This is a genomic window from Rhodococcus sp. W8901, from assembly GCF_013348805.1.
In the GTDB taxonomy this organism is placed as follows: domain Bacteria; phylum Actinomycetota; class Actinomycetes; order Mycobacteriales; family Mycobacteriaceae; genus Prescottella.
This window is the reverse complement of sequence record NZ_CP054690.1, coordinates 1,386,444-1,400,339: the sequence shown is the minus strand read 5'-3', so window position 1 is coordinate 1,400,339 and position 13,896 is coordinate 1,386,444. Positions and strand designations below refer to the sequence as shown.

General features: G+C 68.3%; 15 protein-coding genes and 1 tRNA gene. 11 read left to right on the top strand and 5 right to left on the bottom strand.

Translation table 11 applies throughout. From position 1 onward, the window contains the following. Positions 1-90: 90 nt before the first annotated feature. Complete coding sequence (locus tag HUN07_RS06675; protein WP_254622953.1) at positions 91-1,569, top strand: FUSC family protein; 1,479 nt, start codon at positions 91-93, stop codon at positions 1,567-1,569. A gap of 45 nt (positions 1,570-1,614) precedes the next feature. Here HUN07_RS06675 and HUN07_RS27575 read toward each other — a convergent pair whose 3' ends face one another. From HUN07_RS27575 to HUN07_RS06655, 4 genes are all read right to left on the bottom strand, one after another. Then, entirely contained in the window at positions 1,615-1,929 is a 315-nt protein-coding gene (locus tag HUN07_RS27575; protein ID WP_174908684.1) for a hypothetical protein, read from the bottom strand. A gap of 88 nt (positions 1,930-2,017) precedes the next feature. Beyond that, on the bottom strand, positions 2,018-2,920 hold the full coding sequence (locus HUN07_RS06665) for a universal stress protein (RefSeq protein ID WP_114718522.1): 903 nt from the start codon (positions 2,918-2,920) through the stop codon (positions 2,018-2,020). Positions 2,921-3,101: 181 nt separating this feature from the next. Further along, a complete protein-coding gene (locus HUN07_RS06660) occupies positions 3,102-4,142 on the bottom strand; it encodes an LLM class F420-dependent oxidoreductase (RefSeq protein ID WP_174908682.1) in 1,041 nt (346 codons plus the stop codon). Positions 4,143-4,195: 53 nt separating this feature from the next. Continuing rightward, the gene (locus HUN07_RS06655; RefSeq protein WP_114718126.1) at positions 4,196-5,122 is read right to left on the bottom strand and encodes a universal stress protein; all 927 of its coding nucleotides are present in this window, start codon (positions 5,120-5,122) and stop codon (positions 4,196-4,198) included. 251 nt (positions 5,123-5,373) lie between these two features. Between HUN07_RS06655 and HUN07_RS06650 the strand changes: the two genes are divergently transcribed. From HUN07_RS06650 to HUN07_RS06625, 6 genes are all read left to right on the top strand, one after another. After that, positions 5,374-5,826, top strand: a complete 453-nt coding sequence (locus tag HUN07_RS06650) for an RrF2 family transcriptional regulator (RefSeq protein WP_114718125.1) — start codon at positions 5,374-5,376, stop codon at positions 5,824-5,826. A 25-nt stretch (positions 5,827-5,851) separates the two neighbouring features. Continuing rightward, positions 5,852-7,075: a globin domain-containing protein gene (locus tag HUN07_RS06645; protein WP_174908680.1), complete on the top strand. Its 1,224-nt coding sequence runs from the start codon at positions 5,852-5,854 to the stop codon at positions 7,073-7,075. Positions 7,076-7,167: 92 nt separating this feature from the next. Beyond that, complete coding sequence (locus HUN07_RS06640; RefSeq protein WP_174908678.1) at positions 7,168-8,187, top strand: Dyp-type peroxidase; 1,020 nt, start codon at positions 7,168-7,170, stop codon at positions 8,185-8,187. After that, a complete protein-coding gene (locus HUN07_RS06635) occupies positions 8,184-8,984 on the top strand; it encodes a family 1 encapsulin nanocompartment shell protein (protein WP_174908676.1) in 801 nt (266 codons plus the stop codon). The genes HUN07_RS06640 and HUN07_RS06635 overlap by 4 nt, the downstream gene beginning before the upstream one ends. Positions 8,985-9,118: 134 nt before the next feature. Continuing rightward, positions 9,119-9,370, top strand: a complete 252-nt coding sequence (locus tag HUN07_RS06630; RefSeq protein ID WP_114718121.1) for a hypothetical protein — start codon at positions 9,119-9,121, stop codon at positions 9,368-9,370. A 404-nt stretch (positions 9,371-9,774) separates the two neighbouring features. Next, a complete protein-coding gene (locus tag HUN07_RS06625; protein ID WP_174914500.1) occupies positions 9,775-10,995 on the top strand; it encodes an IS30 family transposase in 1,221 nt (406 codons plus the stop codon). Positions 10,996-11,074: 79 nt separating this feature from the next. Here the strand turns inward: HUN07_RS06625 and HUN07_RS06620 are convergent, their stop codons facing one another. Then, complete coding sequence (locus HUN07_RS06620) at positions 11,075-11,911, bottom strand: M23 family metallopeptidase (protein ID WP_174908674.1); 837 nt, start codon at positions 11,909-11,911, stop codon at positions 11,075-11,077. Between the two features lie 324 nt (positions 11,912-12,235). Between HUN07_RS06620 and HUN07_RS06615 the strand changes: the two genes are divergently transcribed. From HUN07_RS06615 to HUN07_RS27385, 4 genes are all read left to right on the top strand, one after another. Continuing rightward, positions 12,236-12,308 (top strand) — tRNA-Arg (locus tag HUN07_RS06615). Positions 12,309-12,468: 160 nt separating this feature from the next. Then, complete coding sequence (locus tag HUN07_RS06610; protein WP_174908672.1) at positions 12,469-12,615, top strand: hypothetical protein; 147 nt, start codon at positions 12,469-12,471, stop codon at positions 12,613-12,615. Continuing rightward, a complete protein-coding gene (locus tag HUN07_RS06605) occupies positions 12,612-13,139 on the top strand; it encodes a hypothetical protein (RefSeq protein WP_174908670.1) in 528 nt (175 codons plus the stop codon). The genes HUN07_RS06610 and HUN07_RS06605 overlap by 4 nt, the downstream gene beginning before the upstream one ends. A gap of 309 nt (positions 13,140-13,448) precedes the next feature. Next, the gene (locus HUN07_RS27385; RefSeq protein ID WP_368077033.1) at positions 13,449-13,826 is read left to right on the top strand and encodes a helix-turn-helix domain-containing protein; all 378 of its coding nucleotides are present in this window, start codon (positions 13,449-13,451) and stop codon (positions 13,824-13,826) included. Positions 13,827-13,896 lie beyond the last annotated feature (70 nt).

The window sequence follows — 13,896 nt, the reverse complement described above, 5'->3', positions numbered from 1 at the left end:
ATCGAAGTCCCTCCCCCGATTCCCACGCCGGCCCGCGCGTGGCCCGCGCTGGTGCGCGTGCCGCGGGTCGGACGACACTGGCCGGGGACGATGCGGGCGGCCGTGGCCGTCGCCCTGCCCGCTCTCGCCGGGATCGCGCTCGGCCACGACCTGGCGGCCGCGACGGCGACGCTCGGCGCCTTCGCGGTGGTGTACGGCGAGGGCCGGCCGTACCGGGTGCGGTGGCGGGCGGTCTCGGCGGCTGCGGGCGTGATGGTGGTCGCGGCCGCCCTCGGCGCGGTCGTCGGCAGCGCGGTCCACGATGCGGCCGCCTCGGGCGGGTCCGCACTGTGGCCGATGGCGCTGGTGCTCGCGATGTCGGTGTTCGTGGCCGTTGCCGCTTTCACGGTCGACGCGCTCCGGATCGGTGCACCGGGCGCGTTCCTCCCGCTGCTCGCCGTGGAGATCGCGTCGGCGTTGCCCGCGGCCGGTGTTCCCGCCGGCCACGTCGTCGCCTGGACCGCGGTCGGAGCGGCCACCGCGGTGCCCATCGCGATGTCGGGGTGCCTGCTGCGGCCGCGCACACCCGAACGCGCGGCGATCGCATCGGCGATCGCGGCGGTCGATGCCTTCGACCACGATCAGGGATCGGCGGCGCGGCGGCACGCAGCCGTCAAGGCCGTCCACGCGGCATGGCAGTGTCTGCACGACGCCGGCATCGCCGCCCGGGATCACCCCCACACCCGGGATCTGCTCGCAGCCCAGGACCGCTGCGTCTCGTTGTTGCACGGCAGCGCGGCGATTCTCGATGCCGACGCCGAGGATCTGTCGCGACGAGTCCCTGCCCCGCGCCCGACCATCCGATTCCGGCTCGGCCGGGCGGCACACCTGCGGGGCCGGTCGGCGCTCATCGTCGTGCGCCTGCTCGTCGCGTGTCCTGCGGCCGGGGCCCTCGCAATGGTTCTCGGTGTCGCCCGGCCGGATTGGGCGGTCATCACCGCCGCGATGATCCTGCACCAGGGCCCGGACCGAATCCTGGGTACCTATCGAGCCGTGCACCGCTTCGCGGGAACCGTGCTGGGCCTGGTGATCCTCGCCGCGCTGACCCCGATCGACCCGAACGGCGTGACGCTCGTGCTCGTGCTGGCCGCGTCGATGGCAGGAATCCAGGCGTACCTCGTCCGCAACTACGGACTGGCGATGGTGTTCATCACGATCCTCGCCCTGCTGCTCGGCGGGCTCGGGTCGCCGGACGACCTGACCGGAGTGACCCGCGACCGTCTGCTCGAGACGGTGATCGGCGTCGTCGTCGCCGTCGTCGTGCTGTGGACGGTGCTGCCGATGTCGTACCGCCGGATCCTCGACGACGCCGACGCCCGGGTCGCGGCCACGATCGAACAGATCGACGCCGCACCCGACCCCGGCGAGGCACGCCAACTACGCCGCGGACTCGAGTTCGATCTGCACTCGGCGACGACCGCCGCGCTGGTGGCCGCTCACAACGATCCGGAGTGGACCGCGACCCGCTGGCCGCACCACCACTCGCTCAACGAGTCGGGCTATCGGATGCTCGCGCTGTCCGGGACCTGACGAACCACTCGTCGACCCCGGCAGCCCCGGTACGGCAGGTGGGTCCTACTGCGGGACGATCTCGAGGAGCAGCTTGCCGCGGACGTGTCCGGCGGCGGAGAGATCTTGCGCCGCGGCGATCTCCGCGTCGATCGCAGCCTGCTCCCAGTCACCGGTGTAGTCGATCGGGGTCGCACCGAAGGCGGCCAGGTGCTCGTGGTTTCGCGGCGACTCGGTGCCGACTACCCGCGCCCCGCGGTTGCGGGCGAGTTGACCTGCCCCGCCGCGACTGTGGTCGCGATCGAATCCTCGGCAGTACCGAGCAATCGTGCGACGCTCGGGCGGATGGGGCGAGCGGTGTCGTGCACGGCTTCGAGCCAAACCGTGGCAATGGGATGGGGCGAGGCAGCAACGACACTGGGGCCGTGGAACCGACGGTTCCACGGCCCCAGTGTCGGAGTCGGTAGTTCTAGTCGACGTTTCCGGACGGCACGATCAGCACCGGGCAGTCGGCGGTGTGCAGCATCGCGCGGCTGGTGGAGCCGAGCAGCATGCCCTTGAAACCACCGCGACCACGGGTACCGACCACGATCAGCTGCGCCTGCTCGGCGTACTCGCTGAGCACGCGCACCGGACGGTCACGCGCGACGACGCGCTCGACGTCGACGTCCGGGTAGCGTTCCTGCCAGCCCGCGAGCCGCTCGGAGAGCACCACTTCCTCCCCGGTCTGGATGCTGCTCCAGTGCGGATCGTCGGGGGTGGCGCCGAGCGACGGCTGCACACTCACATCGCTCCACACGTTGACCGCGATCAACGCGGCATCGCGCATCGCGGCCTCCTCGAACGCAGCCGCGACGGCCGGCTTGCACGACTCCGAGCCGTCGACGCCGACGACGATCGGCCCCTCGGTGGGCGGGCGCCCGTCGAGGGTGCGGCCGCGGACGACCACGATGGGGCAGGCGGTGTGCGCGGCCACCGCGGCGGTCACGGAGCCGACGACCAGGCCGGTGATCTCGCCGTGCCCGTGCGAGCCGAGGACCACCATCCACGCCTGCTCCGACAGGTCGATCAGCATGGGCGCGGGCCGGCCCTCGAGCTGCTCGGTGGTGACCTCGATCGACGGCAGGTCCTCGACGGATTGCTTGGCGAGGACCTGTGCGCTGTCGAGGCGGGAGCGCGCGGTGTCGCGCAGCTCGTCCTGGAAGCTGCGGGCCAGGTACGGCTCGGAGTAGTAGAACGCGGGGATGTGCACGGCGGTCACGATGTGCAGGCGCCGCTGGTGCACCGAGGCGGCACGAGCCGCCCACACCACCGCGTTCGATGCCGCCTCGGATCCGTCGACGGCGACGACGATCGCTTCGGTTGCGCTCATTGGATTCAGCTTCTCCTTCACCCTTACGGACCGGTCGAGGACCATTGTCCCGGTTTCGATGGTCCGGCGTGTGGGTCTTCGGTCCCGTGCCGCGGGTGACGCGCAGCACGGCGCCCGGCGCAGACGCGAGAGCCCCGGACGTCCGAGAAGGACTCCGGGGCTCTCGCCGAGGTGTTTGCCGTCAGTCGACGATGGCGCGCAACTGCTCGATCAGCTTCACTCGCCCGGCGCGGTCCGCCGCCATCGGCGTCACGTTGAGGGTCGTCACGCCGGCCGCGGCGAAGGCGGCGACGCGCTCCTTGACGAAGCTCTCGGTCCCGATCAGGGAGACCGCCCGCACCAGCTCGTCGGGCACGGCCGCGGCGGCCTCTTCCTTCTTGCCGGCCAGATACAGGTCCTGGATCTTCTCGGCCTCTTCCTCGTAGCCATAGCGGCACGCGAGGTCGTTGTAGAAGTTCTTTCCCTTGGCGCCCATGCCGCCGATGTACAGCGCGAGATGAGGCTTGATCCACTGCAGCATCGGCTCGACGTCGTCGCCGATCGCCAGCGCGGGGCCCGCGTAGATCTGCAGGTCGCCCAGGCTCGGGTCACGCTTGGCCTTGCCCGCGGCGAGCGCCTCGCCCCACACCGACTCCGCCTTCTCCGGGTGGAAGAAGATCGGCTCCCAGCCCTCGGCGATCTCCGCCGTCATCGCGACGTTCTTCGGACCGAGGGAGGCGATGACGATCGGAATCCGCTCACGCACAGGATGATTGATCAGCTTGAGCGGCTTGCCGAGACCCGTGCCCTGATCGGCGGGGAGCGGGACCTGGTAGTACTTGCCCTGGTACTGGACCTTCTCGCGGCGCCACACCTGGCGGCAGATGTCGATCAGCTCGCGGGTGCGGCCGAGCGGGGCGTCGTACTTGACACCGTGGAAGCCCTCGATCACCTGCGGGCCCGACGCCCCGATGCCCATCACGAACCGGCCGTTCGAGACGTAGTCCAGACCGGCCGCCGTCATCGCCGTCAGGCTCGGGGTGCGGGTGTAGATCTGGAAGATGCCCGACGCCAGTTCGATCGTCGACGTCTTCGCGGCGAGGAAGCCGAGCTGACTGACGGCGTCGAACGAGTAGGCCTCGGGGACGAAGACGATGTCCAGCCCGGCCCGTTCCAGGTCGGCGACCTCGTCGACGGTCTCCGCGAAACCTCCGCTGTAGTTCAAGCCCATACCGATGCGCACTTCGGCGACCCCATTCCGTATTACCTGTGACGGACGTTACGACAAAGTGGACTCTACGACCGCTCGGGCCGAACCACCATCACCGGGCACTGCGCCTTCTGCACGAGCTCGTTGCTGGTCGACCCCAGCAGGAGGCCGCGGAAACCACCGCGACCGCGGCTGCCGACCACCACCAGCTGCGCCTTCTGCGACCACGCGAGCAGATGGGTGCGGGGGCCGTCGATGTAGAGCTCGCGCTGGACGTCCACGTCCGGGTACCGGTCGGACCATCCGGCGAGCCGCTCGGAGAGCACCTCCCGTTCGGCGTCCTCGAACGCGCGTGGATCGCGGATGGCACTGCGCCCGCCGGCGAGCGTCCCGTGTGGGGTGTCGCTCCAGGCGTGGATGGCAACGAGCGGAACCCCACGCTGCGCGGCCTCCTCGAACGCGACCCCGGTGGCACGCTCGCTGGTGGGACTGCCGTCGATGCCCACGACGACCGGACCCTCGTCGGGAACCTTGCCGTCACGCTCGTGGACGACGACCACCGGACACACACCGTGGCTCGCGGCGTTGACGGCGGTCGATCCGATGCCGCCGGCCGCGCCACTGCCGGACGCACCGAGGACCAGCGCGCGCGAGTCCTCGGACAGCGACACCAGCCAACGGGCGCCGCCCATCGTGGAGATCTCGGTGGAGATGTCGAGATCACCGGACACCTCCCGGGCCACCGCGGCGGCACGGCCGAGGATCTCCTTGCCCTCGTCCTCCATCCAGTCGTAGATGCCCGCGACGTCGAGGTACGGCGCCCCGTAGGTGTAGGGCGAGAAGTTGAGGGCATGGATGATCCGCAGCGACAGATCCCGTGCCGCGCACGTCCGCGCGGCCCACACCACTGCCGCCTCCGCGGCCGGCGACCCGTCCACGCCGACCACCACCGAGTTCGCGTCCCGTGCGATCGACGGCTCCTTGGTGCCCTTCTCCGTGCCCTGTGCGGTCATCCCGCTCACCCTCTTCCGTTAGCGACGAATCGGTGCGGCGTTCGCGTGCGGTCCGGCCCCGGACCGCACGTCGAGGTGCCGCTTCCGACGGTAGTCACTCGAACCGGTTTGCGCGGGGATGCTTCGGTCCCGAGTGGTTCGGGACCTAAGCCCCTACAGCCCGATGCCGAAGGTCGGGACTTCGGCCGGAGGCCCGCGACGTGGATCACATTTAATTGGAATCCAGGATTCCAATTTTCTATGGTCGAGTCATGCAACTGACGCAGTTCACCGACCTGGGCCTGCGGATCGTCATGCGACTGGCGGCCGAACAGCCCGCGTCCGACGCTCCCAGCACCCGCGCGGTGGCCGAGCAGCTCGCGGTGTCGTACACGCACGCGACGAAAGTGGTTGCACGGCTGAGCGAACTCGGCGTCGTCACCACCAGACGCGGACGCGGCGGCGGCCTGGCCATCACCGAACTCGGCCGGACCGCGTCGGTGGGCTGGCTGACGCGGCAACTCGAGGGCGACGGCGAGGTGGTCACGTGCGAGGGCGACAAGCCGTGCCCGCTGCGTCGCGGCTGCCGCCTGCGCTCGGCACTGCGCGATGCACAGGAAGCCTTCTACACCGCACTGGACGCCATGACGGTCCGCGACCTCACGCCGTCCGTCCCCGCAACCGTGCTGCCGACACCCGCCGTGCCGGCAGTGGTCGAACCGTAACTCCCCCGAACGACAGGAGAATCCGATGCTCTCGGAGGCCTCGAAGGAAACCGTCCGCGCCACGCTGCCCGCGGTGGGCGCCGCGATCGGCGACATCACGACGCTGTTCTACCGCAAGATGTTCGACGCACATCCCGAGCTCGAGCGCGATCTGTTCAATCGCGGCAACCAGCAGCAGGGCGAGCAGCCGAAGGCGCTCGCCGGGGCCATCGCCGCGTTCGCGACGCTGCAGCTCGACCCCGATCCGGCGCGGGTGGAGACGATCCTGTCCCGGATCGCGCACAAGCACGCATCGCTCGGCATCACCGCGGACCAGTACTGGATCGTGCACAAGCACCTGTTCGAGGCGATCGTCGAGGTCCTCGGCGAGGCCGTCACCCCGGACGTGGCCTCGGCATGGGACGAGGTCTACTGGCTCATGGCGAACACCCTCATCGCGATGGAGGCCGGGCTGTACGAGAAGGCGGGCGTCGAGGCCGGTGACGTGTGGCGTCGGGTCCGGGTGACCGGGCGGGCACACCAGTCCGCGGACACCGTGTCGTTCACGCTCGCCGCCGCCGACGGCGAGACGCTCCCGTCATTCGCGCCGGGACAGTACATCTCGGTCGCGGTACACCTGCCCGACGGCGCCCGTCAGATCCGGCAGTACAGCCTCGCGTGCGGGCCCGCCGACGACCAGTGGCGCATCACCGTCAAGCGGATCTCGGCCCAGGCACTGCCCGACGGCGCCCTCTCCCCGGCAGGCGAGGTGTCGAACTTCCTGTACGACAACGTCTTCGAGGGTGACGACCTGACTGTATCGCTGCCGTTCGGCGATCTGGTCCTGCCCGAGGACGATGCGCCGCTGCTGCTGGTCTCGGCCGGCATCGGCTGCACGCCGATGATCGGCATGCTCGACCACCTCGCGGCCACCGGCGACCGTCGCAGCATCTCCGTGCTGCACGCCGACCGCTCGGCGGCGCAGCACGCCCACCGCACGGAGCTGACCGAACTGGTCGATCGCCTGCCGTCCGGCGTGATGCACCGCTGGTACGAGGATCTGGGTGCGCGCGAGGCGTTCGCGGGGACCCGCGTGGGGCGCGCCGATCTGTCGGAGGTGACACTCGAGCCCGGCACCCGCGCATTCCTGTGCGGCCCGTTGCCGTTCATGCTGGCCATGAAGGAGTCGCTCATCGCACGGGACGTGCCGGCGGAGAACATCCACTACGAGGTGTTCGGCCCGGACAGCTGGGCGGGCGCGACCGCGTAGCCCGAGCGAGCGAACGGCGGCCGTCGGCGACATCACGTCGCCGACGGCCGCCGTTCCCGGGCAGGCGGGGTGCGAGTGTTCTACCGTGAGGTGTGGCCCGACCCCAGTTGATCCTGACGCCATTGACACCCGCGGCAATCTTTCTCGTGCTCACGATCGACGAGGGTGGCGAGTCCGTGACACGCGATCTACTCTCCGATCTCGACGGCCTGCGCAAGGCGGTCGGATTCCGGGTCCCAGACTCGGGGCTCGTGTGCGTCGCCTCGATCGGCTCGTCCGCATGGGACCGACTCTTCGACGGCCCTCGCCCCGCCGAACTGCACGAGTTCGTCGAACTCGACGGCGCCCGGCACCGCGCCCCCGCAACGCCGGGCGATCTGCTGTTCCACATCCGCGCGGTGTCGATGGACCTGTGCTTCGAACTGGCGTCGAAGATCGTCGGACGCCTGCGCGGCGGCGCGACCGTCGTGGACGAGACGCACGGCTTCCGCTACTTCGAGCAACGCGACCTGCTCGGCTTCGTCGACGGCACCGAGAACCCCGAGGACATCGAGGCGGCACAGGCGGCTCTCGTCGGCGACGCGGACCCCGACTTCGTCGGCGGGAGTTACGTGATCGTGCAGAAGTACCTGCACGACATGGATTCCTGGAACGCGATCTCCACCGAGGAGCAGGAGCGGGTCATCGGCCGCACCAAGCTCGACGACATCGAATTCGACGACGACGTGAAGCCGTCCAATTCCCATGTCGCACTGAACACGATCACCGACGAGAACGGCGACGAACGGCAGATCCTGCGGGTCAACATGCCGTTCGGCAGCCTCGGCGACGCCGAGTTCGGCACCTATTTCATCGGCTACGCCGCCACCCCGTCGGTGACCGAGGAGATGCTCCGGAACATGTTCATCGGCAAGCCCGAGGGCAACACCGACCGCATCCTCGACTTCTCCACCGCCGTCACCGGCGGCCTGTTCTTCTCCCCCACCGTCGAGTTCCTCGGCGACCTCCCGCCGGCGCCGGGCATCCGGCAGGCCGACGACGACACGAGCCCGTCCCCCGCCGCTGACGGATCACTCGGAATTGGCAGTCTGAGAAGGAGTTCCACAAGATGAACAATCTCTATCGCGGTCTCGCCCCCATCACCGACGCCGCGTGGGCGTCCATCGAGGAGGAGGCGACCCGAACCTTCAAGCGGCACATCGCGGGACGCACGGTCGTCGACGTCTCGGGTCCGCACGGCACCGACTTCTCCGCGGTCGGCCTCGGCCGCACCACGACCATCGAGGCTCCGGGCTCCGGCGTGCTGGCCCGCCAGCGCCGCGTCGCGCCGCTGGTGGAGCTGCGGGTGCCGTTCACGCTGTCCCGCGAGGAGATCGACAACGTTGAGCGCGGCGCGCAGGACTCCGACTGGGACGCCGTGAAGGAGGCCGCGAAGAAGATCGCGTTCGCCGAGGACCGCGCCATCTTCGAGGGCTACGCCGCCGCCGGCATCGAGGGCATCCGGGCGAGCTCGTCGAATCCGCCGCTGCGACTGCCCGAGGACGTGCGGGACGTGCCCGAGGTGATCAGCCAGGCCCTGTCCGAGCTGCGCCTGGCCGGCGTCGACGGCCCGTACTCGGTGCTGCTGAGCGCCGAGGCTTACACGCAGGTGAGCGAGACGTCCGATCACGGCTACCCGATCCGGGAGCACATCAAGCGACTCATCGACGGGGACATCATCTGGGCGCCGGCGATCGACGGCGCGTTCGTGCTCACCTCCCGTGGTGGCGACTTCGATCTGCAGATCGGCCAGGACCTGTCGATCGGCTACCTGTCGCACGACTCCGAGACGGTCGATCTGTACTTCCAGGAGTCGCTGACGTTCCTCACGTACACCGGCGAGGCCTCGGTGGCGCTGTCGACCAGCTAGGTCGCCGCCGGAGTTGTTGCTCACACGCACGGAATGAGGGGTTGACAGCAGGACGGGAGCGAAGGCTAACCTAATCATCGTTACCGAACGGTGACGTCGGGTCCCCGCGCAACCGGGGTGTTAGGAGCAGCTTCGTGATCGACGACCTGATCGAACTCGCATATTCCCGGCACGTCGTGCGCGAGACGCTCCCCTGCCCCGACGGCTGCGACGAGTACGTACTCGGGCGGGTGGACGCCGTGAACGCGTCGATCCGGCTGTGGGTGCGCCCGGACGGCCGCTTCTCCCGAGCGCAGGGCGACGAGGGGCAACTGAGCCTCGGCCAGGTGATGACCGCATGCGGCCTGTCCTACGCCGCCCGCAGGACCGCCGCCCCCGCCGCCTGAACCCGAACCCGAACAACGAGAAGTCCCCGCCTGGTGCTCCTTGGGTTCACGCGGTCGTCGCAACACTCTCGATGTGAGGGGTTGCGGCGACCGTGTCGTTTTCGGAGGACTGTGCTCGGTTCGGTGATCGGTTGGTGGGTTTGGTTGATTCCGGTGTGTCGGTGAAGGATGCCGCGGCGGCGTTGGGGATTGCGCGGCAACGGTGTTACTCGATTCTGCGGGCGACCGGACGCCCCGCAGGTCGGTCGCGTGGCCCCCGCCGTGCGGTCGATCGGCGGCAGGTCGCGGCGGTGTTCACCGTGACCGGGTCGATCAACCAGGCGGCGAAGTCGTGCGGGGTGTCGCATTCGGTCGCCCGGCGGATCCTGGTGGCCGAAGGCCTGGCCGACGAGGCGAAGGCGCCGGTGGGCAAGGCGGAGGCCAGACGCCGGTTCCTCGAACTCGTCGGGTCGGGTTGGTCGGTCAGGCGTGCCGCCCGGGAGGTCGGGGTCCACGAACGCACCGGACGGGACTGGCGTGACGGCACCCGCAAGGTCGGCAACAAACGTATCCACCGCGACGGGACGGTCGTGGACTACGGCCGTGGTGCCCGATACTCGGTGCCTGTGACCACGCCTCGCGGGGCCGGCCCCGCCACGATCAGCGGCCGGTATCTGTCCTTGCCGGACAGGTTGGCGATCGCGGACGGGTTGTTGACCGGTCGGTCGTTGCGGGCGATCGCGGCCGGGATCGGCAAGGACGTTTCGACGGTCTCGCGGGAGGTCCGCGCCCGCAGTATCGCGGGAACGTATCTGCCCTATCAGGCCGACCGGGCCGCGGCGGCCGCTCGTGCCCGGCCGAAACAGTCCAAACTGGTCACCAGCCAGGTGTTGCGTGAGGCGGTGACCGACGGGCTGTCGCAGCGGTTGTCTCCCGAACAGATCTCGCACCGCCTGGTGAAGGACTTTCCGGACGACGAGAGCATGCGAGTGAGCCACGAAACGATCTACCAGGCACTGTATTTCCAGGCCCGTGGCGGCCTCAAACGTGAAGTGCAGCAGACGCTTCGGTCTGGGCGAGCGAGGCGGATACCGCGCCGCGCCCCGGATCGGCGCACCCACCGGTTCGTCGACCCGATGATCATGATCAGTGACCGGCCCGCCGAGGCCGACGATCGTGCCGTGCCGGGCCACTGGGAGGGCGACCTGATCATGGGTGAAGGCAACAAGTCCGCGATCGCCACGCTCGTCGAACGCTCCACCCGCTACACCATGCTGGTGCACCTTCCCGGCCGCCATGACGCCGAAACCGTCAGGGACGGGCTGGTCGCGACGATCTCGACCCTGCCGGCACACCTGCGGGGATCGCTCACCTGGGATCAGGGCAGCGAGATGGCCCGCCACAAACAGTTCTCGATGGCCACCGACATGGCGGTCTACTTCTGCGACCCCGCCAGTCCCTGGCAGCGCGGCACCAACGAGAACACCAACGGACTGCTGCGGCAGTACTTCCCCAAGGGCACCGACCTGAGCGTGTTCGGACCCGAGGACCTCGAACACGTCGCCCAGGAACTCAACGGCCGTCCACGCAAAACGCTCGACTGGGATACCCCAGCCGAGCGTCTGCGTGATCTACTTACCGCCTAAAACCAGGCAGTGTTGCGACGACCCCTTGAAACCGCCCTCACCACACCCGACGGGGACTTTGCTCGTTTCGGAGGTCGACTCACATGGTGGCCGAGGCGCCGCGCCACGTGACCGCCACGCCGCGCTCCTCGAGCCACGCAGACGGGTCGACCTTGGCGCCGGCGGCGTTCCACACCTCGAAGTGCAGGTGGGGTCCGGTGGACTGGCCGCGGTTGCCGACGGTCGCGATCTGCTGACCGGCGACCACGTGCTGGCCGGTCGACACCTGGTAGTCGTTGACGTGGCCGTAGACGGTGGTGGTGCCGTCGTCGTGCTTGACGCGCACCCACAGCCCGAATCCCGAGGCCGGCCCGGCGTCGACCACGACACCGTCGGCGGCGGCGTAGACAGGCGTACCGATGGGGGCGGCGATGTCGAGGCCTCCGTGATGACTGCCCCAACGCGGACCGAAGTCGGAGGTGAGGGTGCCCGAGACGGGCTTCACGGCGCGGTTCGTGACCTTGTCGAGCGATCCGAAGTTGGCCTCGGCGGCGGCGGTGAGGTCGCGCACGGCCTGCTGGACCGGCTGCGGCAGCTCCGCCGGCAACTGCACGGCCTTGAACGAGTCGATCGCCTGATCCGGCGTGGGCAGCTGCGGCAGGGCCGGGAGCTGGGGCAGGGCCGGGAGCTCGAGCCCTGCGGGGAGCAGCCCCTCGGGAAGCTGGACCTGGGCGGGCGCGGCCACCGGGTCGGCAGCGGCACTGCCCGCGCCGAGCTGCGCACCGGCGGTGAGGATCGCGCCCGTTGCGGCGGCGACCGTGGCGGCCTTCAGACCTGCACCGGGGCCTGTGCTCTCGCCGCGGTGACGCCCCTGCCGGAGTGTCGGGTCGAGCTCGATGAGAACAGCGTCGGCTGACGTCCGGTGATGGCGTCCCACAGTCAATTACCTCGTCAATCGGTTTCTTCGGCCGCACACTCCGGAGTGCACTCGATCTTGCTGCCGGGCCAAGGTAACAAATTCATATAGGCCGTGACCAGCGTTACCGGATCTTTATCTGGATTGCTCCGGCCCGGTGTGCGCGTACGCAGGACGATCGGGCTTCCCGGGCGGTCCGCAAGCTCCGGCGTGTCGGCGCTTGCGATGTCCGACCCGCCGATCCTGCGACCGTGCGACCGATTCATCCCGGACCGCCCCCGGCCGCTACACTCCCTACTGCGGAACAGCGCGAACGATGTTCGACCACGCGTTCGCTTCGCCCCCGCCCTCGTAGCTCAGGGGATAGAGCACGGCTCTCCTAAAGCCGGTGTCGCAGGTTCGAATCCTGCCGAGGGCACTCACGTTTCAGCAGCTCAGGGCTGCTTTTCGCCTCTCACAGTCAGGCTTCTTGCCTAATTCGTGCCAGATGGCTTGGTTCGTGTCGCCAAATAGAACGGCCCCAGTGAGAGCGCCAACTCTCATCCGGGGCCTCCGGCACACACGGAATGAGACTCCGCATGAACCGTGCAAGAAGTGTATCCAGCACCACCGACAAGACGACCCTGCGTGACATCGCCGCAGTCGTCGCCATCCTCACCACCGGCTACTTCGCCACCATCGAAGCCCTCCGCATCGGCCTGTGGCTCATCGGCGGTGCAGCGTGAACATCATCGACCGACTCATCGCTAACCACCCCAACCTCCACGGACACCCCTGCAGCGGCTACGGCGTCATCATGAAAGCAGGGAAAGCCCACGACTACCTGGGCAACTACCGCACCCATTCACTCATGACCCGCACTGTCCACAACAAGCTCGAGCTGATCGGGCACGCCTTCGGACCATGCGAACTCGAACAGACCGATACCGGAATCCGCGCCACGTACAAGCACACGGGAACCAGCATCGAGTTCGACCTCTTCGTCCATGGCTGCGATGGACACTTCGAGAACTTCGGCACCGGCACCTTTCAGCATCCGGGCGAGGGTGATTCCCCCACCACTGTCGAACTGGATCTGCTGACAACGCACGGTGAGGACGGGGCTGTCGACTACACGCAGTGGTCGGTGTGGTTTCGCAACGATCAGTCGACTGCTGTACGTCCGCAGGATATTCCGGAGTTGATCGAGAGTCTTCGGGTGATGCATTCGAAGTGGTTGGCGGCAACGTCTGTTAGGGCTGCTGCTTAGTTCCCGACTGGTTGGGCCGGGCATCTCTCGTAGGTGCCCGCGCCTTGCCAGCCGGGTTCTTCCCACCTCCGGGAAAAACCCTGCAGCACGTCGCTCCTGCCGTCTCCGACGCAAACCGAGACAGCCCGGTGTTCCTAATCCTGTGAACCGGCACAGGCGCTCTCACAGTGGGTCAGGCCTGACGCCGTGAGGGTCTGACACAAGCTCGTCCACATCCGTGGTCGGGCTACTTGTGTTGGCCGAGACGCGATATCGGGGCATGGTTCGTGGGAAATCTTGGGGAGGGGTTACAGCTCCTGCCACCGCCAGGTGTCCGCAGCGCGTGTGGGTGACCTACCGCCCAACTCTTGCCAACCACCACTCCTCAACTGGTGTAGTAGGCAAACTTCATCCACTAGCTGGGACCTTCTGTCCCGCAATGGAACCCCCGCATCACGACGCCACGTCAGCCACGCGACAATCTGTGACGTGGCAAACCACCCCAGAGACAAGACACCCAGTCGATACACACTCCTGAAGGCATCCGAAGTAGCCGAACGCTGGCAGATCTCGCAGAGGACCGTCTACCGCCTGGCTCAAGCCGGCGAGATCGCGAGTATTCGGATCGGCGAATCAGTGAGGTTCTCAGAGGAAGGGGTACAGACATACGAGAAGAACAACACCCGGGCGGTCGGAGACCCATGGTGAGCCTGTAAACGACGAAAAGTGCCCCACCCAGCCTAAGGCCAGGTGGGGCACTTCGCATTCCGGCATACCA

Excerpts from the sequence above, each read along its gene's own strand:
- HUN07_RS06610 (WP_174908672.1), top strand. The coding sequence starts at position 12,469 with ATGAACCGTGCAAGAAGTGTATCCAGCACCACCGACAAGACGACCCTG.
- HUN07_RS06665 (WP_114718522.1), bottom strand. The coding sequence starts at position 2,920 with ATGAGCGCAACCGAAGCGATCGTCGTCGCCGTCGACGGATCCGAGGCG.
- HUN07_RS06675 (WP_254622953.1), top strand. The coding sequence starts at position 91 with ATGCGGGCGGCCGTGGCCGTCGCCCTGCCCGCTCTCGCCGGGATCGCG.
- HUN07_RS06645 (WP_174908680.1), top strand. The coding sequence starts at position 5,852 with ATGCTCTCGGAGGCCTCGAAGGAAACCGTCCGCGCCACGCTGCCCGCG.
- HUN07_RS06635 (WP_174908676.1), top strand. The coding sequence starts at position 8,184 with ATGAACAATCTCTATCGCGGTCTCGCCCCCATCACCGACGCCGCGTGG.
- HUN07_RS06655 (WP_114718126.1), bottom strand. The coding sequence starts at position 5,122 with ATGACCGCACAGGGCACGGAGAAGGGCACCAAGGAGCCGTCGATCGCA.
- HUN07_RS06650 (WP_114718125.1), top strand. The coding sequence starts at position 5,374 with ATGCAACTGACGCAGTTCACCGACCTGGGCCTGCGGATCGTCATGCGA.